The organism is Streptomyces sp. NBC_00984 (genome assembly GCF_045162475.1).
Lineage (GTDB): Bacteria > Actinomycetota > Actinomycetes > Streptomycetales > Streptomycetaceae > Streptomyces.
In genome coordinates, this window is record NZ_CP108734.1 from 1,841,832 (window position 1) to 1,867,535 (window position 25,704).

Annotated in this window: 22 protein-coding genes; 7 read left to right on the forward strand and 15 right to left on the reverse strand. The window is 71.0% G+C overall.

Features of this window, described 5'->3' with window-relative positions; translation table 11 throughout:
- Window positions 1–71 precede the first annotated feature (71 nt).
- Genes OG520_RS07985 through OG520_RS08005 form a run of 5 tightly spaced genes read left to right on the forward strand, consistent with a single transcriptional unit; the run spans window position 72 to window position 5,450 of the window.
- Window positions 72–1,745 (forward strand): FAD-dependent oxidoreductase, encoded by a 1,674-nt coding sequence (locus OG520_RS07985; protein ID WP_406012699.1) that lies wholly within the window; start codon window positions 72–74, stop codon window positions 1,743–1,745.
- Window positions 1,742–3,295, forward strand: coding sequence for an FAD-binding oxidoreductase (locus tag OG520_RS07990; protein ID WP_406012700.1), 1,554 nt, complete (start codon window positions 1,742–1,744; stop codon window positions 3,293–3,295). The genes OG520_RS07985 and OG520_RS07990 overlap by 4 nt, the downstream gene beginning before the upstream one ends.
- A gap of 51 nt (window positions 3,296–3,346) precedes the next feature.
- Window positions 3,347–4,006 carry a glycerol-3-phosphate responsive antiterminator gene (locus OG520_RS07995; protein WP_406012701.1) on the forward strand — a complete coding sequence of 220 codons (660 nt, stop codon included), beginning with the start codon at window positions 3,347–3,349 and terminating at the stop codon, window positions 4,004–4,006.
- A 5-nt stretch (window positions 4,007–4,011) separates the two neighbouring features.
- Window positions 4,012–4,314 carry a putative quinol monooxygenase gene (locus OG520_RS08000; RefSeq protein WP_385548995.1) on the forward strand — a complete coding sequence of 101 codons (303 nt, stop codon included), beginning with the start codon at window positions 4,012–4,014 and terminating at the stop codon, window positions 4,312–4,314.
- Window positions 4,311–5,450, forward strand: a complete 1,140-nt coding sequence (locus tag OG520_RS08005) for a zinc-binding dehydrogenase (RefSeq protein WP_406012702.1) — start codon at window positions 4,311–4,313, stop codon at window positions 5,448–5,450. Before OG520_RS08000 ends, OG520_RS08005 begins: the two co-directional genes overlap by 4 nt.
- A gap of 68 nt (window positions 5,451–5,518) precedes the next feature.
- Here the strand turns inward: OG520_RS08005 and OG520_RS08010 are convergent, their stop codons facing one another.
- Entirely contained in the window at window positions 5,519–5,950 is a 432-nt protein-coding gene (locus OG520_RS08010; protein ID WP_399329151.1) for a nuclear transport factor 2 family protein, read from the reverse strand.
- A 106-nt stretch (window positions 5,951–6,056) separates the two neighbouring features.
- Complete coding sequence (locus tag OG520_RS08015; protein WP_406012703.1) at window positions 6,057–6,635, reverse strand: dihydrofolate reductase family protein; 579 nt, start codon at window positions 6,633–6,635, stop codon at window positions 6,057–6,059.
- 224 nt (window positions 6,636–6,859) lie between these two features.
- Between OG520_RS08015 and OG520_RS08020 the strand changes: the two genes are divergently transcribed.
- Complete coding sequence (locus OG520_RS08020) at window positions 6,860–7,897, forward strand: hypothetical protein (protein ID WP_406012704.1); 1,038 nt, start codon at window positions 6,860–6,862, stop codon at window positions 7,895–7,897.
- A 29-nt stretch (window positions 7,898–7,926) separates the two neighbouring features.
- Here the strand turns inward: OG520_RS08020 and OG520_RS08025 are convergent, their stop codons facing one another.
- Complete coding sequence (locus tag OG520_RS08025) at window positions 7,927–8,448, reverse strand: DinB family protein (RefSeq protein ID WP_406012705.1); 522 nt, start codon at window positions 8,446–8,448, stop codon at window positions 7,927–7,929.
- A 233-nt stretch (window positions 8,449–8,681) separates the two neighbouring features.
- On the opposite strand from OG520_RS08025, the gene OG520_RS08030 reads away from it, so the two are divergent.
- Window positions 8,682–9,914 carry an MFS transporter gene (locus OG520_RS08030; RefSeq protein ID WP_406012706.1) on the forward strand — a complete coding sequence of 411 codons (1,233 nt, stop codon included), beginning with the start codon at window positions 8,682–8,684 and terminating at the stop codon, window positions 9,912–9,914.
- On the opposite strand, the gene OG520_RS08035 is transcribed toward OG520_RS08030, so the two are convergent.
- From OG520_RS08035 to OG520_RS08090, 12 genes are all read right to left on the reverse strand, one after another.
- The gene (locus tag OG520_RS08035) at window positions 9,901–10,668 is read right to left on the reverse strand and encodes an urease accessory protein UreD (RefSeq protein ID WP_406012707.1); all 768 of its coding nucleotides are present in this window, start codon (window positions 10,666–10,668) and stop codon (window positions 9,901–9,903) included. The genes OG520_RS08030 and OG520_RS08035 overlap by 14 nt on opposite strands.
- The gene (ureG, locus tag OG520_RS08040) at window positions 10,665–11,327 is read right to left on the reverse strand and encodes an urease accessory protein UreG (RefSeq protein WP_406016440.1); all 663 of its coding nucleotides are present in this window, start codon (window positions 11,325–11,327) and stop codon (window positions 10,665–10,667) included. Before ureG ends, OG520_RS08035 begins: the two co-directional genes overlap by 4 nt.
- Window positions 11,328–11,436: 109 nt before the next feature.
- Entirely contained in the window at window positions 11,437–12,102 is a 666-nt protein-coding gene (locus tag OG520_RS08045; RefSeq protein ID WP_406012708.1) for an urease accessory protein UreF, read from the reverse strand.
- A complete protein-coding gene (locus OG520_RS08050; RefSeq protein WP_406012709.1) occupies window positions 12,102–13,805 on the reverse strand; it encodes an urease subunit alpha in 1,704 nt (567 codons plus the stop codon). Before OG520_RS08050 ends, OG520_RS08045 begins: the two co-directional genes overlap by 1 nt.
- Window position 13,806: 1 nt before the next feature.
- On the reverse strand, window positions 13,807–14,199 hold the full coding sequence (locus tag OG520_RS08055) for an urease subunit beta (RefSeq protein ID WP_406012710.1): 393 nt from the start codon (window positions 14,197–14,199) through the stop codon (window positions 13,807–13,809).
- Complete coding sequence (locus OG520_RS08060; RefSeq protein WP_399329141.1) at window positions 14,196–14,498, reverse strand: urease subunit gamma; 303 nt, start codon at window positions 14,496–14,498, stop codon at window positions 14,196–14,198. The genes OG520_RS08055 and OG520_RS08060 overlap by 4 nt, the downstream gene beginning before the upstream one ends.
- Before the next feature lie 244 nt (window positions 14,499–14,742).
- Window positions 14,743–18,504, reverse strand: coding sequence for a S8 family serine peptidase (locus OG520_RS08065; RefSeq protein ID WP_406012711.1), 3,762 nt, complete (start codon window positions 18,502–18,504; stop codon window positions 14,743–14,745).
- Window positions 18,505–18,608: 104 nt separating this feature from the next.
- Window positions 18,609–19,760: an XdhC family protein gene (locus OG520_RS08070; RefSeq protein ID WP_406012712.1), complete on the reverse strand. Its 1,152-nt coding sequence runs from the start codon at window positions 19,758–19,760 to the stop codon at window positions 18,609–18,611.
- A gap of 94 nt (window positions 19,761–19,854) precedes the next feature.
- Entirely contained in the window at window positions 19,855–21,306 is a 1,452-nt protein-coding gene (locus tag OG520_RS08075; protein WP_406012713.1) for an NCS2 family permease, read from the reverse strand.
- 352 nt (window positions 21,307–21,658) lie between these two features.
- Window positions 21,659–24,043 carry a xanthine dehydrogenase family protein molybdopterin-binding subunit gene (locus tag OG520_RS08080; protein WP_406012714.1) on the reverse strand — a complete coding sequence of 795 codons (2,385 nt, stop codon included), beginning with the start codon at window positions 24,041–24,043 and terminating at the stop codon, window positions 21,659–21,661.
- A 2-nt stretch (window positions 24,044–24,045) separates the two neighbouring features.
- Window positions 24,046–24,639: a (2Fe-2S)-binding protein gene (locus tag OG520_RS08085; RefSeq protein ID WP_399329136.1), complete on the reverse strand. Its 594-nt coding sequence runs from the start codon at window positions 24,637–24,639 to the stop codon at window positions 24,046–24,048.
- Window positions 24,640–24,641: 2 nt separating this feature from the next.
- A complete protein-coding gene (locus OG520_RS08090; RefSeq protein ID WP_406012715.1) occupies window positions 24,642–25,532 on the reverse strand; it encodes an FAD binding domain-containing protein in 891 nt (296 codons plus the stop codon).
- Window positions 25,533–25,704 lie beyond the last annotated feature (172 nt).

Consider the following 25,704-nt stretch of genomic DNA (forward strand, 5'->3'; position numbering starts at 1 on the left):
CCCCCGACCGTCGCACCGGCGGTCCGTACCGACCACGCGGCCGCCGCACCGAAACACCAGGAGTTGATGTTGTGATCACCATGCCCGCCCGGAAGCCGCGGCGCAGCGCCGCGGCGACCCGCCGAACGCCCCTGCTGCTCGACCGGGCAGCCCTCAAGCGCCGGCTGGCCGACGACACGTACGACGTGCTCGTCATAGGCGGCGGCATCACCGGGGCGTACGCCGTGCTCGACGCGGCCTCGCGCGGGCTTCGCGCGGCGCTGGTCGAGAAGGACGACTTCGCCTCCGGTACGTCGTCGAAGTCCTCGAAGATGGTGCACGGCGGCCTGCGCTACATCGAGCAGGGCAACGTCAACCTGGTCCGCCACTCGCTCCTGGAGCGCCACCGCTTCCGCAAGAACGCCCCGCACCTGGTGCACCGGCTGCCGTTCCTCTTCCCGATCCTGGAGAAGGAGGGCATCTTCGACGCCCGCCTCGCCAAGGGTTTCGAGGGCCTGCTGTGGACGTACGACCTGGTCGGCGGCTGGCGGATCGGCAAGCTGCACCAGCGGCTCACCGTCCCCGAGGTCCTCGCGCAGGCGCCGACGCTGCGCGCGGAGAACCTCAAGGGCGGGCTGATGTACTTCGACGCCCGCACCGATGACGCCCGCCTCGTCCTCACCATCGTCCGGACCGCGGCGGCGCTCGGCGCGACGGTCCTCAACGGTGCCAGGGCCGAGGGTCTGCTGATGCAGATGGGCAAGGTGGCCGGTGCCCGGGTCTCGGCGGACGGCGACACCTTCGACATCCGTGCGCGGGCCGTCGTCAACGCCACCGGCGTATGGACCGACGAGCTCGACGCGAAGGCGGACGACGGCCACAAGCCGCAGGTCAGGCCTGCCAAGGGCGTCCACATCGTGGTCCCGTGGGACAAGGTGCGGATCAACTGCACGGTCACCGTGCCGATCCCCGGCCGGGCCCGCCGCGCGACCTGCACCCGCTGGGGCAACAGCGTCGTGCTCGGCACCACCGACGAGGACTACCAGGGCTCCCCCGACGATGTGCACTGCACCCGCGAGGAGATGGACTTCCTGCTGGAGGGCGCCAACACCGCCTTCGAGGGGAAGCTCACCCCGGACGACGTGGTCGGCTCCATCGGCGGTCTGCGCCCGCTGGTCGGCGGCAAGGAGGGGGCGACCCTCGACATGCGCCGCGACCACCACATCACCATCGGCCGCACCGGCATGGTGACGGTGACCGGCGGCAAGCTCACCACCAGCCGGCACATGGGCGAACTCGTCATCGACAAGGTGATGACCGTCCTCGGCCGCAAGGGCAGGAGCCGCACCACCGACCTCCCGCTGCTCGGCGGCGCCGGTTACGACGCCGAGGCCGTCGCGGCCTCCGGCGGCATCGCCGCGCACCTCGGCGAGCGCTTCGGCACCGAGGCCCGCTTCGTCGGCGACCTGATCCAGGACGACCCGACGCTGGCCGAGCCGATCGTCGCGGGCCTCCCGTACACCAAGGCGGAGGTCGTGTACGCGGCCCGCGCCGAACTGGCCCGCTCGGTCGACGACGTGCTCTCCCGCCGGATGCGCGCCCGGCTGTTCGCCCGGGACGCGTCAGCCGACGCCGCCGGGGCCGTGGGCGCGATCCTCGGCCGGGAACTGAACCTCACGGAGGCCGAGGTGGAGCGTTCGGTCTCCGAGTACCTCGCGGCCGTCCGTCACGAAAAGTCCGTACTCCTCGAAGGGGCAGCAGCATGATCAGCCGTCAGACCATCACCCACCCGTTCAACCGGGGCAACTACACGATCGGCGCCCCCAGCTTCGCCAAGTGGGCGCAGAACACCCCGATCGGGGACGGCGAGGCCGCCCTCCAGGTCGACCCGGTCGAGGTCCCCGAGACCGTGATCGAGGCGCTGCGCGAGGCCGCGCACGCGGTGCACACCGCCCGCGAGGAGGTCGTCACCCGGACCCGTGACTGGTGGGCCGGCTCGATGATCGGCGAGACCGAGGGCCGTCCCGCGACGCCGGACGCCGTGATCGTCGAGGCGGCCGACGCCGACCAGGTCGCGGCCGTGCTGCGGATCTGCCACGAGGCCGGCATCCCGGTCACCCCGTCCGCCGGCCGCTCCAACGTCACCGGTGCGGCGCTCCCCGTCTTCGGCGGCGTCGTCCTGGACGTCTGCGGGCTGAACGAGATCACCGGCTTCGACGCCGAGTCGAACGTCGTGGACGTCCAGGCCGGCATGTTCGGCGACCTCTTCGAGAAGCAGCTCCAGGAGGAGTACGGCGTCACCACCGGCCACTGGCCGTCCGCGTTCGCCGTCTCCACGGTCGGCGGCTGGATCGCCTGCCGCGGCGCCGGTCAGCTCTCCACCCGGTACGGCAAGATCGAGGACATGGTCGTCGGCGTGGACGTCGTGCACGCGGACGGTACGCGTGCCACGTACGGCGACTACGCCCGCGCCGCGGTCGGCCCGGACCTGCGCCAGCTGTTCGTCGGTTCGGAGGGCACCCTCGGCGTCATCGTCTCGGCGCGGCTGCGGGTCCACCCGCTGCCGGAGTACGCCAACGCCGTGGCGTACGGCTTCAAGACCTTCGCCCAGGGCCTGGACGCCTGCCGCAGGATCATGCAGCGCGGTGCGACCCCGGCTGTCCTGCGTCTGTACGACACCCTGGAGTCGGGCACCCACTTCGGCCACCCGGAGACCAACCTCCTGCTCGTCGCCGACGAGGGCGACCCGGCCATCGTCGACGCCTCGATCAAGGTGGCGGCCGAGGTCTGCGAGGCGTACGGCCCCGAGCTGGACAGCGAGGCGGTCTTCGAGCGCTGGCTGGACGAGCGGATGCTGGTCGGCAAGTCCGCCGACGGCTTCAAGCCCGGCCCCGGCTTCGTCGCCGACACCCTGGAGATGGCCGCGTCCTGGACCGACCTCCCGGTGATCTACGACGAGGTGGTCGCCGCGATCCAGTCGGTGCCCGGCACCCTGGCGGCGTCGGCGCACCAGTCCCACGCGTACACCGACGGCGCCTGCGTCTACTTCTCGCTGCGCGGCGACGTGGCCCCCGAGTCGCGCCGCGACTGGTACCGCTCGGTGTGGGACGCGGCCAACGCCGTGCTGATCAAGCACGCGGCGGCGCTCAGCCACCACCACGGCTGCGGTCTGCTGCGCGGCCCCTACCTGGAGGAATCCCTCGGGGCGGGCTTCGCGACCTTCGTCGCGGTGAAGAAGGCCCTGGACCCGGCCGGCATTCTCAACCCTGGCAAACTGGGCCTTCCCAGCCGATTCGGTACGTCTCCGCTGAACTGACACCAGCCCTCAGCAACCACGAACCCTTCCCTCCCCAGGCAGGCCCTTGCCATGACCCCTTCCCCGTCCCGGTCCGGTGCCGCACTCGACCCCCGGCTCACCGCGGCGTTCGCCGAGGTGCCGGTCGTCGCGTCGGTCGTCGGCACCCAGCCGCTGCGGCAGTTCCTGACCGCACCGGCCAAGGTGTGCATCCTCGCCTCGTTCGCCGTGGGGCAACTGCCCCAGGTCGTGCCGGCGCTGGGCCGGGCGGGGAAGACCGTGTTCGTGAACGTGGACAGCAGCCCCGGTCTGGCGCAGGACCGGGGCGCGCTGGAGTTCATCAGGAACATGGGCGCGCACGGCGTGGTCAGCACCCGGCTCTCCCTCATAGAGAAGGGCCGCCCGCTCGGCCTGCTGACGATGATGAAGGTGTTCGTCACCGACCGGTCCAATCTGCGCCGCTCCACGGACGCGATCTCGCGCGGGGCGCCGGACCTGGTCGAGATCATGCCCGCCCCGATCATCGCCCGGATGAGCGCGCAGGCACAGCGCGCGATGTCCCCGTCGGTGGCCGCGGGCTTCGTGGAGACCCCCGCGGACGTCGCGCTGGCACTGGCCCTCGGGTCGGCCGCCGCCGCCACGTCCGACCCCCGCCTCTGGACTCTGCGCCGGGACCAGCTGCCGCCGGTCCCGCCCACCGCCCTGAAGAGGCCCGCCGCACCCCAGGAGTAACCCCCATGACGTACGTGGTCGTAGCCCGCTACCGCACCAAGGCCGGTGAGGAGAACACCGTCCTGCCCCTGCTCGACACGATGGCCGCCGCCTCCCGCCAGGAGCCCGGCAACCTCGCCTACCGGGTCCACCAGGGCACCGAGGACCCGCGGGCGGTCGTGCTGTACGAGGAGTACGCCTCCGAGGCCGACTTCACCGCCCACTGCGCCACCCCGCACTTCCAGGAGATCGTGCTCGGCAAGGTCGTCCCGCTGCTGGAGAGCCGCGACGTGCTGCGCTGCGCCCCGCGTCCGGAGGTGGGCGCGTGAAGACCCGTGCGGTGGTGCTGCGCGGGATATCGACGGCCCGCCCGTACTCCGAGACCCGTCCGGTCGAGGTGGAGGAGCTGGAGCTGGGCGCCCCGCGCGAGGGCGAGGTGCTGGTCCGTATCGCGGCCGCCTCGCTCTGCCACTCGGACCTCTCGGTGGTCAACGGCGACCGGGTCCGTCCGCTGCCGATGGCGCTGGGTCACGAGGCGGTGGGTGTCGTCCAGGACACCGGACCGGGCGTCGGCCGGGTCTCCCCCGGCGACCACGTGGCGCTGGTCTTCGTGCCGAGCTGCGGCTTCTGCGGCGACTGCGCGGCGGGCCGGCCGGCCCTGTGCGCACAGGCCGCGGCGGCGAACGGTTCGGGGGCGCTGCTGCACGGCCCGTCACTGTTGACCGACGCCTCCGGCAATCCGGTCCACCACCAGCTGGGCGTCTCCGCGTTCTCCGAACACGCGGTGCTGGCCCAGGAGTCGGTGGTCCCGATCCCCAAGGACATCCCGTTCACCGTGGCGTCGATGTTCGGCTGCGCGGTGCTGACGGGTGCGGGCGCGGTGATCAACACGGCGGCCCTGCGTCCGGGGCAGTCGACGGTGGTCTACGGCCTGGGCGGCGTGGGCCTCTCCGCGGTGCTGGGCGCCCGCGCGGCGGGGGCGTACCCGATCATCGCGGTCGACCCGGTCCAGGAAAAGCGCGAGCTGGCTCTCCGGCTGGGCGCGACGCATACGTTCTCCCCCGATGACGCCTTGCGGCAGATCAGCGAACTCACCTCCGGTGGAGCCGAGTTGTCGGTGGAGGCGGTGGGCAGTCCGAAGGTGATGGCGCAGTGCCTGTCGGCCGTGGCACGGGGCGGCAAGGTCGTCTCGGTGGGTCTGCCCGCGCCCGACCGGGTGCTGGAGGTGCCGGCCCTGGCGTTCGCGGGCGAGGGCAAGTCCCTGCTGGGCTCGTACATGGGTGACGCGGTGCCGCGCCGTGACATCCCGAGGTTCCTGGACCTGTGGCGGGCGGGCCTGATGCCGGTGGAGCAGATGCACACGGGCACACTGCCGCTGACCGACATCAACGCGGCGATGGAGGAGCTGGCTTCGGGCCGGGCGATCCGTCAGGTCATCGACACCTCGGGCATGCTGAGCGCCTGACGGCGGTGACGTGGCACGGCCGACGGCGCCCCCTGCTTGTCCGAGGGGGCACCGTCGGCCGTCGGCCATCAGCTGTCGGCCTCCTCGGTCTCCGGTGCGGCCGCGGGCGAGAAGTGCAGGATGATCCTGCGCCGGCTGATGCGCCATCCCCGCTCGCCGCGCACGATCACATCCTCGTAGGTCACGCTTCCGCACTCGCCGTCCGGGCCGGCACCGATCCCCTTGGACCGCGCGTGGACCCGGCCGTCCCCGGCCTCGGTGAGGACGATGTTGGTGACATGGTGGCCGACGGGCGCACCCGGCTTGCCCGCCCGCGCCCGTGCCATGTCCCGGAAGGCGGCCAGCCCGTGCAGTTCCCCGTGCCCGAGGTTGGACGTTTCGTAGACGATGTCGTCGGTGAACACCTCGTCCAGCCGGTCCATTTCGTCGTTGTCGACCAAGTGCCCGTGCAGGGCGAGCAGTTCGGAGATGTCCAGACGGTCCTCGACACTGAGCGTCATCGCCGGTCCTTTCGTGAGATCTCGCGATGGTGCGGCAGTTATACGGGGAGGGCTCCCCGTACGACCCGGCACAGCACCGGTCGCGCACCGTCGTGGCCCGGGGAGTTCATTCCGCTGGAGCAACCGCGCGGCGGTCGTAACGGAGCAGCACGACCCCGTTGCCGAATTCCCTGGTCCCGGCCAGACGGAGGCCGGTTCGGACCGCCGAGGCCGGGAAAAGCGGTTTGCCCCGGCCGAGGACGACCGGATGGACGTAGACGCGGTACTCGTCGATCAGGTCGAGCCGCATGAAGGTCGCGGCGAGACCCGCGCCCCCGAGACACAGGTCCCCGCCGGGCTGCGCCTTCAGAGCCATGATCTCCTCGGCGTCGACCTCCCGCCTGATCGTGGTGTTCCAGTCGGCCCGCTCCAGTGTCCGGGAGAACACGATCTTGGGCATGTCCCGCCAGATGCCGGCGAATTCCGCCTCGGGTCCGCTGCTCGACGGATCGGCGTCGGCGGTCGGCCAGAAGTCCGCCATGAGCTGATACGTCACACGGCCGTCCAGGAAGCCGCCCATGGTCCTCAGCTGCTCGTTGAAGTGACTGTGCAGTTCGTCGTCGACCAGGTGCCAGTCGATCTCTCGGTCCGGCCCCTCCATGAAGCCGTCGAGAGACACCGACATCATCAGAACGATCTTCCTCATCGCAGTCCTCTCCCCGCCGGAGGCGTCACGCCACACGGGTGTCCGGCGCGAGAACAGTTGACGCCTCGGCCACGTGCCTGGCAACGAGTGACACGCTTCGCGGGCACGGAGCAGCACGACCGGCATACCGTGAGCCCTTCGAAGCGGCATCGCCCCGGGCCGGACGCCCGGCGGCCACGGGGGCTTCGGGGGGCGTGTTCCCGCAGCGAGGAATGAGGTTCGGCGTGAGAGTCGGTACGGCCCGATCGGCCGCGGTCCAGTGGGTCACCGAGCATGCCCGGCCCGATCCCTGGTTCCGTGGCGCCTATTTCAGCGGTTCCACGGTGGGTCTGCCGGACGGGGTCGAGCTGTCCCCGTTCTCGGACGTGGACGTCATGGTCGTCACCGCCGAACCCGACCCGCCCGCCAAGCCCGGCAAGTTCCGCTTCCGGGATGCGCTGCTGGAGGTCAGCCATCTGTCGTGGGGCGAGCTCGCCTCGGCGGACGAGGTGCTCTCCTCGTACCACCTGGCGGGGAGCTTCCGCCGCGACACGGTCATCGACGACCCGACGGGCCGGCTGCGCGAGCTGCGGGCGGACGTGTCGCGCCGGTTCGCCGAACGGCCCTGGGTGCGCCGCAGATGTCTGGACGCCGAGCGCCGCATCGAGACCCGCCTCGGCGCCTTCGACGCCTCCGCGCCGTTCCACGAACAGGTGATGTCGTGGCTGTTCCCCACCGGGGTGACCACCCACGTGCTGCTGGTCGCCGCCCTGCGCAACCCCACGGTCCGGCTGCGATACCCGGCGGCGCGCGAGGTCCTCGACGCGTACGGACAGGCGCATCTGTACCCGGAGCTGCTGGAGCTCCTGGGGTGCGCGAGGCTGTCGGCACGCAGGGCGGGCCGTCATCTGGACGAGCTGGCCCACACCTTCGACGCCGCCGCGGAGGTCGCCCGTACGCCGTTCTTCTTCAGCGGCGACATCACCACCGAGGCACGGCCGGTCGCCATCGACGGCAGTCGGCACCTCATCGAGCGGGGCGACCACCGCGAAGCCGTGTTCTGGATCATCGCGACCTTCGCGCGATGTCACACCGTACTGGCCGCGGACGCCCCCGAGCTGCACCGCGCACGCCTCCCGGCCTTCCGGGAGGCCGTCGCCGATCTCGGCGTCACGTCCACCGAGGACCTTCTCCGCCGGGGCGAGGAGGTCGTCGCCTTCCTCCCCGAACTACGGCGGACCGCCGGGCAGATCCTGACGGCCAACACCGGCATCACCGGATGACACGGGCCGCCGGCTGTCGGCCGGAACCGTCAGTAGTGGCCCGTCCTGCCGTCCAGGATCTCCCTGATGGCGTCCAGGTGGCCCGCGTGCCGGGCGGTCTCCTCGATCATGTGGAACATGATCCAGCGCAGGCTCGCGCCCGAGGCCTCGAAGTCCGGGTGCCGGCCCACCTCGTCGAGCGACCGTGCCGCGACGATCTCGTTCGACACCGCGACCTGCCGGTCGTAGTCGTCCAGCAGCTTCGCGAGCGGAACGCCCTCCACCCTCATGTCGGAGTCCTCGGGCTCGTCGAACACCGGTCCCACGGCCGGGCGGCCCAGCAGGACGACCTCGAACCAGAGGTGCTCGGCCCACCGGAGGTGTGACATGACACCCGCCATCGTCATGAGCGGCGAGGACGGCAGGACGGGGCGATGTGCGTCCGCCTCCGACAGTTCCTCGCACTTCCAACGGGCGGTCGCCCGCTGTGTTTCGAGCCAGCCGACGAGCTGAGTCCGCTCGTCCGCGTCATAGTCGGGGCGCTCGCGGGAGGGGTACGGGGAGGGCGACATGGGCGTCGACGCTACCCGAGGCAATGTCACACCTCACAGCACTTTTCGGCCATCGGGGCGCCGAACTCCCTCTCTACCCAGGCGTGTCGCCCTGATACCTTGGCCGACATGTTCCTCTCCCGTGTGTAGGACCCCGCACTGACCGCACCCCGTTTCCCACCGGGTGCGGCACTTCGGTGTCCCCGCATGCCCGCAGCGCCGTCCGCCGCGCTGCCCTCCCGAGGAACGTATCGATGCTTTCGCCATCACCCGTGCCTTCGCGCACGCCTTCCTACGCCACTGTCCTGCGTACCCGTCACGCCGCCCGCACCTTCGGTGCCGCCCTGTTGGGGCGGCTCTCGTACGGGATGGTCTCCCTCTCCCTGATGCTGGCGGTGAACGCCGCCACCGGTTCGTACTCCGTCGCAGGCGCCGTCATGGCCCTGTTCGGGGCGACCAGCGTCTTCCTCTCCCCCGCGCGTGCCGCGCTGATCGACCGGTACGGGCCGCGCCGGGCCCTGCCGCCGATGGCCGGCCTCTACGCGGCACTGCTCGCCGCCCTGGCGTATGCCACCTGGCGGCCGGGCGCCTCGGCGTTCCTGCTGGGGGCCCTGGCCTCCGCGGCGGGGGCCTGCTCACCGCCGCTGGGGCCGGTGATGCGGACCCTGTGGAGCGGCCTCGTCGCCGACCGGGAACTGCTGCGGCGCGCCTACAGCCTGGACGGTGTCGCCGAGGAACTCCTCTTCGTCAGCGGACCGTTGCTGGTGGGCGTGGTGGTGAAGTTCGCCTCGCCCGCGGCCGGTGTAGCGATCAGCGCCGCGCTGGTGTTCGTCGGCACGCTGGCGCTGGTGTCCTCACCGGCGGTACGCGGTACGGGCGCGACAGCGCCCGACGGCACGGCGGCCGGACCGGACCGCCCACCGGCCGGGCGGCGGCTGCTGGGCATCGTCGCACTGCGGCACGCGGTGCTGGTGACGGCGGCCGTGGGGTTGTGTCTGGGGGGTCTGGATCTGCTGGTGGTGGCGTTCGCCGAGCAGCGTCACCAGGGCGCGGCGGTGTCGTGGGTGCTGGCCGCGCTCTCGTCCGGGAGCGCGGTCGGCGGGATCGCCTACGGCGCCGTCTCCTGGCGGGCGTCGAACCGGGTGCGGCTGCCGCTGCTGGCCGCCGGACTGGGCGCCGCCATGGTCGGGGCGGGGCTGTCGCCCGATGTGTATGTCCTGGCCGCGGTCGCGGCGGTGGCCGGGCTGTTCGTCGCGCCCGCCCTGACCACCGCCTACCTCATCGCGGACGAGTCCGTGGGCGCGGGCAGCCGTACGCAGGCGGGTGCGTGGGTGAACACCGCGGTCAACGCCGGGTCGTCGGTGGGCGCCGCGGCGGTGGGCCTGCTGGTGGACCGCCTGCCGCCGGCCGTCTGCTTCGCGGTCGTGGCGGTGCCCGCGCTGTTGTGCGCGGCCGTGGTGGCGCGCGGCGCGGTCAGCCGTTCGTGACCGGGAGGCCTGGCGTTCCGGGTCCGCCCGGTGCGAGCCAGTCCTCCCAGACGGCGGCCAGTTCCGCCTCGATCACGGGCGCCACCGTGTCCAGCAGCCGTACCTGCGCCCCCGGCCCCGCCAGGTCCGTGCGGTACGGGTGGGGCCGGCCGCCCGGTGCGGCGCCGAGGGCGGTGACCGAGCCGATGATGCGGTTGGGGCCCAGGATGCCGGGGAGTTCACGCATGTCCGGGTCCATGAGGTCCAGGTCCTCGACCAGCAGCTCGCAGCCGCCGTACGTGGCACGCGTCAGCGCCCTGACCCCGCCGCCCCGCTCGCCGGAACGCCCCAGCACCAGGGTGTCGCGCCACAGCATCCGCGCCCCGGCCGCCAGTGCGACCTCCATCGAGCGCTCGACCCGGGCGCCCGTCGAGATCACGAACGGCCGGGCGTCCCAGCACAGTTCGCCGCCCTCCGCGATGTCCACCCGGGCCCGCCACCTCGACGTGCCGCCGCGGTGGTCGTACGCGACCAGGCCGGACGGCTCGACCAGCTCCAGCCGGGCGCCGGGGCCGACCGAGATGTCCAGCCGCAGGTCGTCGCCCGCGAGCAGACCCGCCCGGGTGCCGACCAGGGCGATCCGCACCCGGTCGGGGGACGGCAGCAGGGGCCGGGGCGCGAGGAAGGCGCCGGGGCGCAGTTCCCGGGCGATGTGGCGGCCCGAACCGTCGAGCTCCACGGTGACGACCGTGGGCTCGGCGGACTCCCCGGTCACGAGCCGCTGTGGCTGTGGCTGTGGGGTGCCATCGGGCCCGGGTCGGTGGGGACATGGGTGCCGGAGCTGTGACGTACGAGCATCCCCCTCACCCAGTCGGCGAGTTCGGCGACCGACACCGGATCGTGCTTGGAGAGCGCGAGGACCGGCAGGCCGTCACGCGCACTCGACGCGTCGGCGACCATCGCGGCCACATCGACCTCCACATAGGGCGCGAGGTCGGTCTTGTTGATGACCAGGAGATCGGCGCCGGTGATGCCGGGGCCGCCCTTGCGGGCGACATCGCCACCGCCCGCGACGTCGATGCAGAACAGCTGGGCATCGGCGAGGGCCGGGCTGAAGGTGGCGGTGAGGTTGTCGCCGCCGCTCTCGACGAGCACCAGGTCGAGCGGCCCGTACGCCTCCTCCAGGTCCTCGACGGCGTCGAGGTTGGCGCTGACGTCGTCCCGGATCGCGGTGTGCGGGCAGGCTCCGGTCTCGACGGCCCGGATGCGCTCGGTGGGCAGCACACCGGCCGAGCGGAGGAAGCGGGCGTCCTCGTCGGTGTAGATGTCGTTGGTGACGACGGCCATGGCGAGTTCACCGGCCAGCTCACGGCACAGGGTGGCCAGGATCGAGCTCTTGCCGGTGCCGACGGGGCCGGCGACACCGAGGCGCAGAGCGCGCGGCTGCTTGAGGGGCTGGTCGGTCCGGCGGCCGGTCTGCTGGTCGGTCCGGCGGTCAGTCTGCTGGTCGGTCCGGCGGTCGGCCTGCTGGTCGGTCTGCTGGTCAGGCAAGGAAGAGTCTCCGTTCTCGTTGTGCGTGTTCGAGCGCCCACTGTTCGGTGAGCGGGGGCGTACGGGCGGGCAGTTCCGCCGGGGCCCGCACCGCGAGGGCCTCGGCCACCGCGGCCGCCGCGTGCGGCTCGGCGTCGAGGATCCAGGCGACCGTGTCCAACGGGTCGCCGGGCAGCAGCTTGAGCGCCGCAGAGGTGATGGTCTGCAGTTCGTCGTAGACGACGCCCCGCGCCAGCTCCTCCTCCGACACCTTCATGACGGCCCCGAGCGCGCCGAGAGCCACCGGCCGCAGCGGCCGGGGCCGGATCCCGGTCAGGGCCGTGACCGCCGGGTGGCCGGGGGCCAGCCGGCGCGCCAGGCGCTGCACCCCGCGGCCGAGCGTCGCCGATGCCTCACGCAGGGGTGCGGCCGGGGTCCGCGCGGCGAGTGCCTGTTGTACGGGTCCGTAGTCCACCGGGTCCCGCTCCGCGGCCCGCAGGGCGAGTACGGCGGCGGCGGCCTCGGTGACGGCCGCGGTGTGCAGCCGGGCCCTCAGCAGGGCGGGGATCCGGTCACGGGTGAGGCCTGCCGCGACGGCCGGTTCGAGTCCCGCGCTGTAGGTGTACGCGCCGACCGGGAGCCGTCCGTCGCCGAGCAGCAGGGATGCCAGGCCCGCCATCAGAACATGGAGTACCGCTGGGACAGCGGCAGTTCGATGGCGGGGGCGGGCTCCACGAGTTCACCGTCGATCCTGATGGCGAAGGTCTCCGGGTCGACGTCGATGTCGGGCAGTGCCGTGTTGTTCGGCAGGTCCGCCTTGGTGAGGTGACGGGTGGGACGCACAGCGACCAACTCCCGTACCAGACCGAGGCGTTCGGCTAGCCCGTCGGCCAGGGCGGCCGGGGCGACGAAGCTGACCGAGAGGTGCGGGGCGGCGTCTGCGGCGGCGGTGGGGCGCAGGAGGACGGGCTGAGTGGTGGGGATCGCGGCGTTGGCGTCGCCGAGCGGTGCGTACACCACCATGCCGCCCTTGATGACGGCGGCGGGCCGGATCCCGAAGAAGGCGGGGTCCCACAGCACCAGGTCGGCGAGCTTTCCCGGTTCGACGGAGCCGACGACGTGGTCGATGCCATGGGCGATGGCCGGGCAGATCGTGTACTTGGCGATGTAGCGGCGGGCGCGTTCGTTGTCTGCGGGCAGCTCGCTGCCCCGGTCCCCGAAGCGCTGCTTCATCGTGTGCGCGACCTGCCAGGTGCGGCAGATGACCTCACCGATGCGGCCCATGGCCTGGGCGTCCGAGGATGTGATGGAGAGCGCGCCGATGTCGTGCAGGACGTCCTCGGCGGCGATGGTGGTGGCGCGGATGCGGGACTCGGCGAAGGCGAGGTCCTCGGGGACGCGGGGGTTGAGGTGGTGGCAGACCATCAGCATGTCGAGGTGCTCGGCGACGGTGTTGACGGTGTGCGGCAGCGTCGGGTTGGTGGACGCCGGGAGAATGTTGGGGTGGGAGGCGACGGTGATGATGTCGGGTGCGTGGCCCCCGCCGGCGCCCTCGGCGTGGAAGACGTGGATGCCGCGTCCGGCGATGGCGTCGAGGGTTCCTTCGACGTAGCCGGCCTCGTTGAGGCTGTCGGCGTGCAGGGCGACCTGGAGGCCGTGGTCGTCGGCGGCCTTCAGCGCCGCGTCGATGGCCGCGGGGGTGGCGCCCCAGTCCTCGTGGACCTTGTATCCGCCCGCTCCGCCGAGTGCCGCCTCGCGCAGGGCCTCCTCGCCGACGGTGGAGCCCTTGGCGAACAGCATGACGTTGAGCGGGACACGGTCCAGGGACCGGTGCATCATCGCGAGGTTCCAGGCGCCCGGGGTGACCGTGGTGGCCTTGGATCCCTCGGTGGCGCCGGTGCCGCCACCGATGACGGTGGTGGTGCCGGTGGCGAGGGCCTCGTGCAGGGTCTCCGGCATGAGGAAGTGGACGTGGGTGTCGATGGCTCCGGCGGTGAGGATGCGACCTTCGCCGGAGACCACGTCGGTGCCGGGTCCGATCACCAGCTCGGGGTGGACACCGTCGCTGATGTCGGGGTTGCCGGAGCGGCCGAGCGCGACGATCCTTCCGGCCCGTACGCCGACATCGGTCTTGACGATGCCCCAGTGGTCGAGGACGACGACATTGGTGATGACGAGATCGAGGGCGCCGTCGGCGCGTGAGGCGGTGGACTGGGCCATGGATTCGCGGATGGACTTGCCGCCGCCGAACACGGCCTCGTCGCCACCGAAGCAGCGGTCCTCCTCGACCTCGATCCAGAGGTCGGTGTCGGCGAGGCGGACGCGGTCGCCGGTGGTGGGGCCGTAGAGCGACGCGTAGGCGTCACGGGTCATTCGTGCCATGTCACATGCCATCCCTTCGCGCGGCCCGCGGGTCATCCGCGTGTTCGGCCCGCAGGCCATCGGTACGTGCGGCCCGCAGGCCATCCGTATGCGCGGCCCGGGTGCCCGGCACGACGATGCCGGGCACCTTCCGGCGGCCCCCCAGTTCGACGAGGGTGACCTCGGCGCCGACTCCGGGCTCGAAGCGCAGGGAAGTTCCGGAAGGAATGTCGAGTCGGAATCCCTCGGTCGAGGACCGGTCGAAGGAAAGTGCGGGATTCGCATCGAAGAAATGCAGATGCGAGCCTATTTGAATGGGGCGGTCGCCGTCATTCACCACGGTCACATGCAATTGAGTACGAGTGTCATTGATTTTCAGTTCGCCGGACCCGGTCCGGATCTCACCCGGGATCACGGGATCGGCGAGGTGATCGTGACGAGCTTGCGCCCGTCCGGGAAGGTCGCCTCGACCTGGACGTCATGCAGCATCTCGGGCACTCCTTCCAGCACGTCAGCGCGGGTGAGAACGCCCCGCCCCGCGGTCATCAGGTCACTGACGCGGGCACCCTCGCGGGCGCGTTCCATGGCCCAGCAGGCGAGCAGCGCGACGGCCTCGGGGTAGTTGAGCCGCACACCACGATCCCGCCTGTCACGAGCGACCATTCCGGCAACACTCAACAGCAATTTCTCCGTGTCGGACGGAGTGAGAAACATTGGGAAACCTCCATGGCGACAGCCCCCGGAATTCCCGGAATCGCTTCGGCCACGTTCCTCTTATAAGCCTCCCGGCCTCACCGTGGCAACTTGCACCGTGCCGCGATAAGTCCCTTTCTGGCCTTATCGCCCACCATATACGGGCAAAGTAGACAAATTTTGTCCATCAAGAAACAGCAAAGAGAGGCGGCCACGCATCCCCGCCAGGGGGTGCGTGGCCGCCTCAAGAGCGAAGCTCAGCAGGTCACTTCAGGCCGAAGGCCCGGATGATCTCCTGGTCGACGCCCAGCCCGTCGGCCGCCTCGGCGTACACCTTGAGCGAAACGAACGAGCCGGCCTTCTTCGGGGTCTTGAACCGGGCGGTCCAGGAACCGGCCGCGTCCTTGCGGAGCTGCACCGCGTCCCAGGTCTTCCCGTCGTCGTAGCTGACCGACAGCGAGGCCCCGGTGGCCTTCACCGCACCCTTCAGCCACTCCTGCGTACCGGAGGCAAGACCGACCTCGGTCCACTTGCCCGCCTTCACGTCACCGGCCAGGTCGGTACCGACCCGGTAGTCCAGCTGAAGCATCGGGATGTCGGCCTGGAACGGGCCGTTCTCGTCCATGGCACCCGAGACGAAGTTCCACTCGGTGTGGGTGCGGGTGGACGTCTTCCACACATCGCCGTCCCGGGCGGAGTCGAGGACGAAGCGGTACGGCAGCTTCTCGGGCGAGACGTCCCCGGCGAAGCCCGCCCGGCCCGCGGCCTTCTTGATCAGGGTGTCGCCCTGGTAGAAGGCCGTGGTGGTGGTGTCGTACTCGTCCTCCGGCATGGCGCCCGAGTGGCCCGCGCCCGAGTCCGTCCACGGGGTGAAGTTGTACTGGATGTCGTTGTGGACGGACCGGAACGGACCCCAGTAGCCGGTGCCCAGGCGCGGGCGGGCGATCGGTGCGAACCATTCGGCCGGGTAGGTGCGGCCGGCCGTGTAGTCCAGCTCGCCGCTGCGCATCTCCTGGGCGGAGTCCGTCCCCGTGGCGTTGAGGACCGAGTGGTTCTCGTACCAGAAGGAGGCTCCGGGAAGCGGGGTGACCCATTCGTCGCGGGTGCCGGGGAACTTCTCGTACTCCTCGAAGCCGATGCCCGGACCGTAGTCGGGGATGTCGTAGCGATAGCCGCCGCCGAGCATGTCCTTGTGGCCGTAGAAGGTGTTCTCCACCTTCGCCAGCCGGCGGGCCGACGGGGCGTACTCCAGCGAGCGGTCCGGGACGACACCGTCGTGGCGGTCGACCAGGTCGTACACGTAGCGGGCGAACTTCCGCTGGGCGATCGTCACCTTCGAGCCGTGCCGGGCCACGTCGATCAGCTTCTCGCCCGCGAGGCGCTGGACCGAGGCGACCGGGACGGCGGTCTCGGTTCCATAGGGGGCGTACGACTCCATCGCGACGCCGTCGCCGTCGTTGACGACGAAGAGCGCCTTGGCGCCCGCGGCCACCGCGTCGGCGGCCCGGTCCTCGGGAGCGACCGCGTCGCTGCGGCGGATGACGACCGCCTTGCCCTTGACGTCCAGGCCCTTGTAGTCGGCCACGGCACCGTTGCCCGCGAAGACGGCGGCGAGCTTCTGCGTGCTGTTCTCCGCGACCGGCGAACCGCCTTGCGCGGTCACCGGGACATCACGGCCGCCGGCCGTCAGGTCGATCAGCTTCTCACCCTGCCGCCAGCGGGTCAGGAAGGAGAAGCTGCCCTGGGTGACCTTCTTGGTGGGGCTCGCCCACAGCTGGTCGTACATCAGCGGGATCTGGTAGGCGTCGCGCTGGACGGTGCCGTCCGGTGCGGTACGTGCCATGTCATATCGCAGCTGCCTGGTCTCGGTCTCCTTCGGCGTCCGCACGGAGACCTTGCGGGCCTTGGACGCGTCGAGGGTGACCGTGGTGGCCTTGTCGAGGATGACCTCGGGGGCCGCGAGGAAGGCCAGGGCCTTCGAGTCGGCGCGGTCACCGGCGATGTCCGCCGCCGACCAGGTGGTGTAGTTGCCCGGCGGCAGCCGCAGCGTGGTCTCGCCCGGGACCGCGACGGACTGCAGCTGCGGGTCGCCCAGTGCGCCGAGGACGACGGTGCCGTCCATCGGCTTGCCGTCGCGGTCGCGGAGCCTGAGCGTCAGGTCGTACAGCTCCTGCTCCTTGTTCAGGGCGAAGCCGGTGTGGGCGACGGTGGTGCCCGCCGCGTCCTTGGCGATGACCTGTCCGGAGAACTGGGTGTTGTTCGCGACCTTCGACGGGTCCAGCGAGAGCACGGCCTCGGCGGTGGAGCCGGCCGGGACGGTCAGCTGCTTCGTCGAGAGGGTGTAGGCGTCGGCGTCCGTGTCCGTGGCCAGGTCCAGCGTGACGTCCTTCGCACCCGTGTTGCGGTAGGTGATCGTCCGCTCGGCGACCGGGTCGGACGGGGAGTGCGGCCAGTCGTACGAGGCGACCGCGACGGAGCCGGTGGCCTCGATCGTGGTGTCGACCGCCGCCTTCACATCGAGCCGGCCGGTGCCCTGCTGGTACGGGGTGTAGTCCGGGAGCTCCCTGGACGAGCTCATCAGTGTGTCCTTGATCCGCTGACCGGACCAGTCGGGGTGACGCTGCTTCAGAATGGCTGCGGCGCCCGCGACATGCGGGGTCGCCATCGACGTACCGGACATCGACTGGTACATCCCGTCGATGCCCGGCACCGACTGCGAGGCGGCCGCGTTGATGTCCACGCCCGGTGCGGAGAGGTCGGGCTTCAGACCGTAGGACCTGACCAGCGGGCCCATGGACGAGAAGTCCGCGCGGTTGTCCTTCTTGTCGACGGCGGCGATGGTGAGCGCCTTCTCCGCCGACCCGGGCGAGCCGATGGTGCCCGCTCCGTAGGCGTTGCCCGCGGCGATCACGAACAGCGGACCGCCGTCGGCGGAAAGGGCGTCGACTGCCTGGGACATGGGGTCGGAGCCGTCGTCCGGGATGCTGGAGCCGAGGCTCATCGAGACGACGTCGGCGCCTTCGGCCTTCGCCCACTCCATGGCTTCGATGATGCCGGAGTCGGCACCGGAGCCCTCATCGCCGAGCACCTTGCCGATGATCAGGTCCGCGCCCGGGGCGACGCCCTTGTTGACGCCTTCGGAGGCGGCGCCGGAGCCCGCGATCGTGGAGGCGACGTGCGTGCCGTGGCCGTTCCGGTCGACCACCTCCTCGCCCGGCACGAAGCTCTTGGTCTCGAGGATGCGGTCCTTGACGTCCGGGTGTGTGGCGTCGATGCCGGTGTCCAGGACGGCGACCTTGGAGCCCTTGCCGTCGTATCCCTCGGCCCACGCCTGCGGGGCGTTGACCTGCGGCACGGAGTCCTTGAGCGCGGCCTCCGCACGGCCGTCGAGCCAGAGCTTGGCGATGCCGCCGTCCAGCGAACGGGGCGCGGGGGCAGCGGCTATGCCGTTCCAGAAGGTGCGGGCGGTGTCCTTGCCGGCCTTCAGCGCGGCGCCGTGGATGCTCTCCAGGGTGCGGACCTTCTTGGCGCCACGCGGGGCGGCGGGCAGCGAACGGCCCTTGCCGGCCGGGTAGGTGGCGATCAGCGGAATGCCGCCCGACCTCTTGTCGTCGTACCCCATCTTCGCGAGGGCGGAGACATTGAACAGCCTGCGGTCCAGTTTCCCGGCCGCGAGCAGCCCGGTGGCCTCGTCGGGCAGTACGTAGATGTCGTCGCCGGCCTGCTGGACATGCACCCCGCCGGTCGCGCCGTCGGGGCGGTCCACGGTGACGGTGTCCTGCTTGCCGACGCCATCCGTGTAGTGCACGACATCGCCCGTGAGCAGGGTGATGTCGTACTCCTTGACAGGGGCGCCGGCCTGGCGGTCGGCGGGCGGACGGAGCCCGCCCGAAGCTGCGGAAGCGAGGCCGGCTGCGGGGACCAGCGCACCGCTCACGAGGGCGACTGCGGTCGCCAACAGCAGTGCTCTGCGTCCCGCGCGGGCGGATCTCGCCCGGCCGGAAGCGGAGGAGGGAGTAGAAGTCATGCTGCTGATCTACCGGCAAACGCATGGCTACGGTTGAGTTCACACCTGGCGTGAAGCCGCCGTGGCGGCAACCCGCCCGCAGCGGTCGGGGTCCGGAGGCCGGTTCAGGCCACGAATGTGATCACTCCGGCCGGCGACCGGCCGGCCTCGTGATGGATCGGGGTGTGCGCACCCTTGAGCGGAACGCCGCTGCCGCCGCGCCGGTCGGCGACGATCTCCGCGGCGATCGACAGCGCGGTCTCCTCGGGGGTACGTGCTCCGAGGTCGAGGCCGATCGGCGAGTGGAGCCTGGCCAGTTCCAGCTCCGTGACGCCGACCTCGCGCAGCCGGTCGTTGCGCTCCAGGTGGGTGCGGCGCGATCCCATCGCCCCGACGTACGCGACCGGCAGCTTCAACGCCAGTTCCAGCAGCGGGACATCGAATTTGGCGTCGTGGGTGAGGACGCACAGGACGGTGCGCGTGTCGACGTCGGTCGCCGCGAGGTAGCGGTGCGGCCAGTCGACGACCAGCTCGTCGGCCTCGGGGAAGCGGGCCTTCGTGGCGAAGACCGGGCGGGCGTCGCACAATGTCACGTGGTACCCGAGGAACTTGCCCGCCCGGACGAGTGCCGAGGCGAAGTCGATGGCCCCGAAGACGATCATCCGGGGCGGTGGGACGCTCGATTCGACGAGCAGGGTGAGCGGTTGTCCGCAGCGCGAGCCGTCGGCGCCGATGACGACACCACCGGTGCGGCCCGCGTCGAGCATGGCGCGGGCGTCGGCGGCCGCGGTGCGGTCCAGTTCCGGATGTCCGCCGAACCCGCCCTCGTACGAGCCGTCGGGGTGGACGAGCAGGGGGCGCCCGAGGAGTTCCGCCGGCCCGTCGGTGATCCTGGCGAGGGCCGCTGCCGTCCCCCGTGCGGCGGCGGCGAACGCGGCGGCGAACACCGCCCGTGCGGGGTCGTCCGCACGGACCGGTGTCACCAGGATGTCGATGACGCCGCCACAGGTCAGTCCGACCGCGAAGGCGTCCTCGTCGCTGTAGCCGAACCGTTCGAGCACCGCGGTGCCGTCGTCCAGCGCCTGCCCGCACAGCTCGTACACCGCACCCTCCACACACCCGCCGGAGACGGATCCGATCGCCGTGCCGTCACGGTCGACGGCGAGCGCGGCTCCGGGCTGCCGGGGCGCGCTGCCGCCGACCGCCACGACGGTGGCCACGGCGAAGTCGCGTCCCTGCTCGACCCACCGGTTGAGCTCTTCGGCGATGTCCAGCATGGCGTTTCTCCTTCTACGGATGTGCGGAGGGGCGGAAAGGGCGGCGGCGGGAGGTTCCGCTGCGGACCGGCTGCGGTGCGGACCGGCTCCGGTGCTACTTGGCGCCGATCCAGCTCTCGATCGGGCTGAGCGCGAAATACACGACGAACACGCCGGTCAGCACCCATATGAAGACGCCCACTTCACGCAACTTGCCCTGCGCCGCCTTGATCGCGGCGAAGGAGATCACCCCGGCGCCGACACCGGCGGTGATGGAGTAGGTGAACGGCATCAGCGCCACGGTCAGGAAGACCGGCACGGCGATGGAGCGGTCGCTCCAGTCGACATGACGGGCGTTCTGCATCATCATCGCGCCGATGACGACCAGTGCGGCGGCCGCGATCGGCCCCGGCACGATCTGGGCGAGCGGGGTGAAGAACAGTCCGGCGGCGAAGAGCACACCGGTGACGACGGAGGACAGACCGGTGCGGGCGCCCTCGCCGACGCCGGTCGCCGACTCTATGAAGACGGTCTGCCCGGACGCCCCTGAGACGCCGCCGATCGCGCCGCCCGCACCGTCGATGAACAGTGCCTTGGAGAGACCCGGCATCCGGCCCTTGCTGTCGGCGAGACCGGCCTCGGTACCGACACCGATGATGGTCGCCATCGCGTCGAAGAAGCCGGCCAGCACCAGGGTGAACACGATCATGCCGACGGTCATGACGCCGATGTCGCCCCAGCCGCCGAACTCGACATGGCCGAAGAGCCCGAAGTCGGGCATCGAGACCGCGCTGCCCTGCAGTTCGGGCGCGCTGCCGCCCCATGCCTCGGGGCTGATGTCGCCGACCGCGTTGACGATGACGGCGAGAACCGTGCCGACGACGATGCCGATCAGGATCGCGCCGGGCACATTGCGGGCCTGCAGCATGAAGATGAGCAGCAGGGTGACGCAGAAGAGCAGTACGGGCCAGCCGGCGAGCTGCCCGCCGACGCCGAGCGTGACGGGGGCGCCCTTGCCGACGAAACCGGCGTTGACCAGGCCGATCAGCGCGATGAACAGGCCGATGCCGATGGTGATGCCGTGCTTCAGGGCCAGCGGTATGGCGTTCATGATGATCTCGCGCAGCCCGGTGACGACCAGCAGCACGATCACGGCGCCGTACATCACGCACATGCCCATGGCCTGCGGCCAGGTCATGTGGGGTGCCACCTGGGTGGCGAGCACGCCGGAGACGGAGAGTCCCGCGGCGAGGGCGAGGGGCACTTTGCCGATGAAGCCCATCAGCAGGGTGGACACGGCGGCGGCCAGGGCGGTCGCCGTGATCAGCCCGGCGTGGCTGAGCCGGTGGCCCGCCGCGTCCGGCCCGGACAGCAGGAGCGGGTTGAGCAGAAGGATGTAACACATCGCCATGAAGGTGGTGATACCGCCGCGCACTTCGCGTGCGACGGTGGAGCCACGGTCGGAGATGTGGAAGTACCGGTCGAGCCAGGATCTTCCGGCGGGGACGCGCGAGCCTTGGCCCGCGTCCTCCGCACTGGTCCTGGGCTCCACTGACTGCTGGGTCATGATGCCTGACTCCCAAGGTTCACAGGGGGACCCGCGATGGAGAATCGATATGCGGGATTTGGGATGACTGCGCTGGCGGCACGACCCGGGGGACGGCCCGAGGCGAACTGTTCATGCAGAGTGGAATGTGACGTGTGACGTGGTACATGTGCGGCGTCACACGCACTACTGGTGCTGCGGCACTGCGGATGACGCGGATGCTGCGGACTGCGGGTGCTGCGGTACTGCGTACTGCGCTACCGCGGGTGACGCGGCACTTCGGGTGCTGCGGTTCCCCGGGCGGTGCGGGCAGCGGAAGTGTGACGTTCCTGGGAGGCACGCACCGCCCGGGGAGATCGTGTGGAGCCGAGGCTCAGGTGCCGGTGAGGTGCTCGGGGCGTACCGGCGTCCTGTTGAGCTCCAGGCCCGTCGCGTTCCTGATCGCCGCGAGGACGGCCGGGGTCGACGACAGGGTGGGGGCCTCACCGACGCCACGGAGCCCGTACGGGGCGTGGTCGTCGGCGAGTTCGAGCACGTCGACCGGGATGGTCGGGGTGTCGAGGATGGTGGGCAGCAGGTAGTCCGTGAAGGACGGATTGCGTACCTTCGCGGTCTTCGGGTCGACGATGATCTCCTCCATGACGGCGATACCCATGCCCTGGAGGGTGCCGCCCTGGATCTGGCCGATGACCGACAGCGGGTTGAGCGCCTTGCCGACATCCTGGGCGCAGGCCAGTTCGATGACCTTGACCAGGCCGAGTTCGGTGTCGACCTCGACGACCGCGCGGTGGGCGGCGAAGGAGTACTGGACATGGCCGTTGCCCTGTCCGGTGCGGAGGTCGAACGCCTCGGTGGGCCGGTGGCGCCACTCCAGCTCGATGTCGACCGCCTCGTCCTCCAGTACGTCGACCAGGTCGGCCAGCACCTCGCCGTCGTCGGTGACGACCTTGCCGCCCTCCAGGAGCAGTTCGGCGGTGGCCCACGCGGGGTGGTACGTACCGAACTTGCGGCGGCCCATCTCCAGGACCTTCTCGCGGACGGCCTCGCAGGAGTGCTTCACGGCGCCGCCGGTGACGTAGGTCTGCCGGGACGCGGAGGTGGAGCCGGCCGAGCCGACCCGGGTGTCGGCCGGGCGGATGGTGACCTGGGCGACGCCGAGTTCGGTACGGGCGATCTGGGCGTGGACGGTGACGCCGCCCTGCCCGACCTCCGCCATGGCCGTGTGCACGGTCGCGACCGGCTCGCCGGCGATGACCTCCATGCGCACCCGGGCGGTGGAGTAGTCGTCGAAGCCCTCGGAGAAGCCGACGTTCTTGAGGCCGACCGCGTAGCCGATGCCGCGTACGACGCCTTCGCCGTGGGTGGTGTTGGACAGTCCGCCGGGCAGGGCCCGTACGTCGGCCTGTTCGCCGGCCACCTCCCACTGGCGCTCGGGCGGCAGCGGCCTGGCCTTGACCCGGCGCAGCAGTTCGGCGACCGGGGCGGGCGAGTCGACGACCTGACCGGTCGGCAGCAGGGTGCCCTGTTCCATGGCGTTGAGCTGCCTGAACTCGACCGGATCCATGCCCAGTTCGGCGGCGAGCTTGTCCATCTGGGCCTCGTAGGCGAAGCATGCCTGCACCGCGCCGAAGCCGCGCATGGCGCCGCAGGGCGGGTTGTTGGTGTAGAGCGCGATGGCCTCGATGTCGACGTCGTCGATGACGTACGGGCCGACGGAGAGCGAGGAGGCGTTGCCGACCACGGCCGGGGAGGCGGATGCGTAGGCTCCACCGTCCAGCACGATGCGGCATCTCATATGGGTCAGCTTGCCGTCGCGGGTGGCGCCGTGCTCGTACCAGAGCTTCGCCGGGTGCCGGTGGACGTGTCCGAAGAAGGACTCGAACCGGTTGTAGACGATCTTGACCGGCTTGCCGGTGCGCAGGGCGAGCAGACAGGCGTGGATCTGCATGGACAGGTCCTCGCGGCCGCCGAAGGCCCCGCCGACGCCGGAGAGCGCCATGCGGACCTTGTCCTCGGGCAGGCCCAGGACCGGGGCGATCTGGCGGAGGTCGGAGTGGAGCCACTGGGTGGCGACGTACAGGTCGACGCCGCCGTCCTCGGCGGGCACGGCCAGGCCGGACTCGGGGCCGAGGAACGCCTGGTCCTGCATGCCGAAGACGTATTCACCGCTCACCACGACATCGGCGCGGGCCGCCGCCGCGTCCGCGTCGCCGCGGACGATGGGCTGGCGGTGGACGATGTTGGGGTGCGGTACGTGCCCTGCGTGGTGGTCGTCGCGTCCCTCGTGGACGAGGATCGCGCCGGGGGCGGTGGCGGAGGCCTCGTCGGTGATGACGGGCAGTTCGCGGTAGTCGATCCTGATCTTCGCGGCGGCGCGGCGGGCCGTCTCCGGGTGGTCGGCGGCGACGAGCGCCACCGGTTCGCCGTGGTGGCGGACCTTGCCGTGGGCGAGCACGGGAGTGTCCTGGATCTCCAGGCCGTAGTTCTTCACCGAGGTCGGCAGGTCGTCGTAGGTGAGTACGGCGTAGACACCGGACGTGGCGAGCGCCTCCGAGGTGTCGATGGAGACGATCTCGGCGTGCGCGACCGTGGAGCGCAGTGTGTGGCCCCAGAGCATGTCCTCGTGCCACATGTCGGAGGAGTACGCGAACTCGCCGGTGACCTTGAGGATGCCGTCGGGGCGGAGCGTGGACTCGCCGATGCCGCCCTTGGTGCGGGTGCCCTGGTTGATGCTGGTGGGGTTGCCGGTTACGCCCATCGTCAGACCGTTTCTTCCGCGCGGGCGGCCGCGAGGCGGACCGCGTCGAGGATCTTCTCGTAGCCGGTGCAGCGGCAGAGGTTGCCGGAGAGCGCCTCGCGGATGTCCGCGTCGGACGGTTCCGGGTTGCGTTCCAGCAGCTCGTCGGCGGCGACCAGCAGGCCGGGGGTGCAGAAGCCGCACTGGACGGCTCCGGCGTCGATGAACGCCTGCTGGATCGGGGAGAGTTCACCGCCTTCCCGGGTCTCCTCGCCGGCCGGCTTGGCCTGCCACTGCCGGGCCTTGTCGAGCGCCGTGCCGCACGCGCCGGAGGCGCAGCCGCTGCCCGGGTGCTGCTCGGAGCGGTGGGCGGCGAAGTCGGCGAGTCCCTCCACCGTGACGACCTCGCGCCCCTCCACCTGGCCCGCCGCGACCAGGCAGGAGCAGACCGGCACACCGTCCAGGCGGACCGTGCAGGAGCCGCACTCGCCCTGCTCGCAGGCGTTCTTGGAGCCGGGCAGGCCCATCCGTTCGCGCAGCACGTAGAGGAGGGACTCGCCCTCCCAGACGTCGTCCGCCTCGTGCCTGCGGCCGTTGACCGTGAAATTGACGCGCATGATCAGGCAGCTCCTTCGGTGCTGCGGCCGTTGCCGCGGTACGTCTCCCAGGTCCAGCCGAGGGTGCGGCGGGCCATGATCCCGACCGCGTGCCGGCGATAGCTCGCGGTGCCGCGCACATCGTCGATCGGGTTGCAGGCACCGGCGGCGAGCGTGGCGAACTGCTTGGCGATGGACGGGGTGATGATCGTGCGGCTGTCCCAGAAACCGCCCTCTTCGAGCGCGGCGTTCAGGAATTCCTCGGCCGCCTTCGCCCGTACGGGCGTGGGGGCGGCCGAGCCGATGCCGGTGCGCACCGTGCGGGTCTCGGGATGCAGGGCCAGGCCGAAGGCGCAGACGGCGATGACCATCGCGTTGCGGGTGCCGACCTTGGAGTACTGCTGCGGCCCGTCGGCCTTCCTGATGTGCACGGCCCGGATCAGCTCGTCCGGTTCGAGGGCGTTGCGCTTGACGCCGGTGTAGAAGGCATCGATCGGGATCATCCTGGTCCCGCGTACGGATTCGGCCTCGACCTCGGCGCCGGCGGCGAGCAGCGCCGGGTGGGCGTCCCCGGCGGGCGAGGCGGTGCCCAGGTTGCCGCCGACGCCGCCGCGGTTGCGGATCTGGGGCGAGGCGACGGTGTGGGAGGCGAGCGCCAGTCCGGGCAGCTCGGCCCGCAGGTGCTCCATGATGTGGCTGTACGGGACGGAGGCGCCGAGCCGTACGTACTCCTGGCCCACCTCCCACTCGGTCAGCTCTCCGATGCGGTTCAGGTCCAGGAGGTACTCGGGCCGCCGGTGGTCGAAGTTGATCTCGACCATCACATCGGTGCCACCCGCGATGGGCACAGCCGTCGGGTGCTCGGCCTTGGCGGCGAGCGCCTCCTCCCAGCTGGCGGGGCGAAGGAAGTCCATGAGTGGCTCTCTTCTTCTCAATCGGGTCGTTCACTGGGGGCGGGGGGGGCGGGGTGCGGCCGGCCCTCGACCGGTCGTTCATGTGTTGTTAACGCGGTGTGGGGCCAAGTACACAAGCCGTGCTCCACCCGGTGCAGTCACCGAAACCATGAAGGAGTTGGCTGGTCGATCT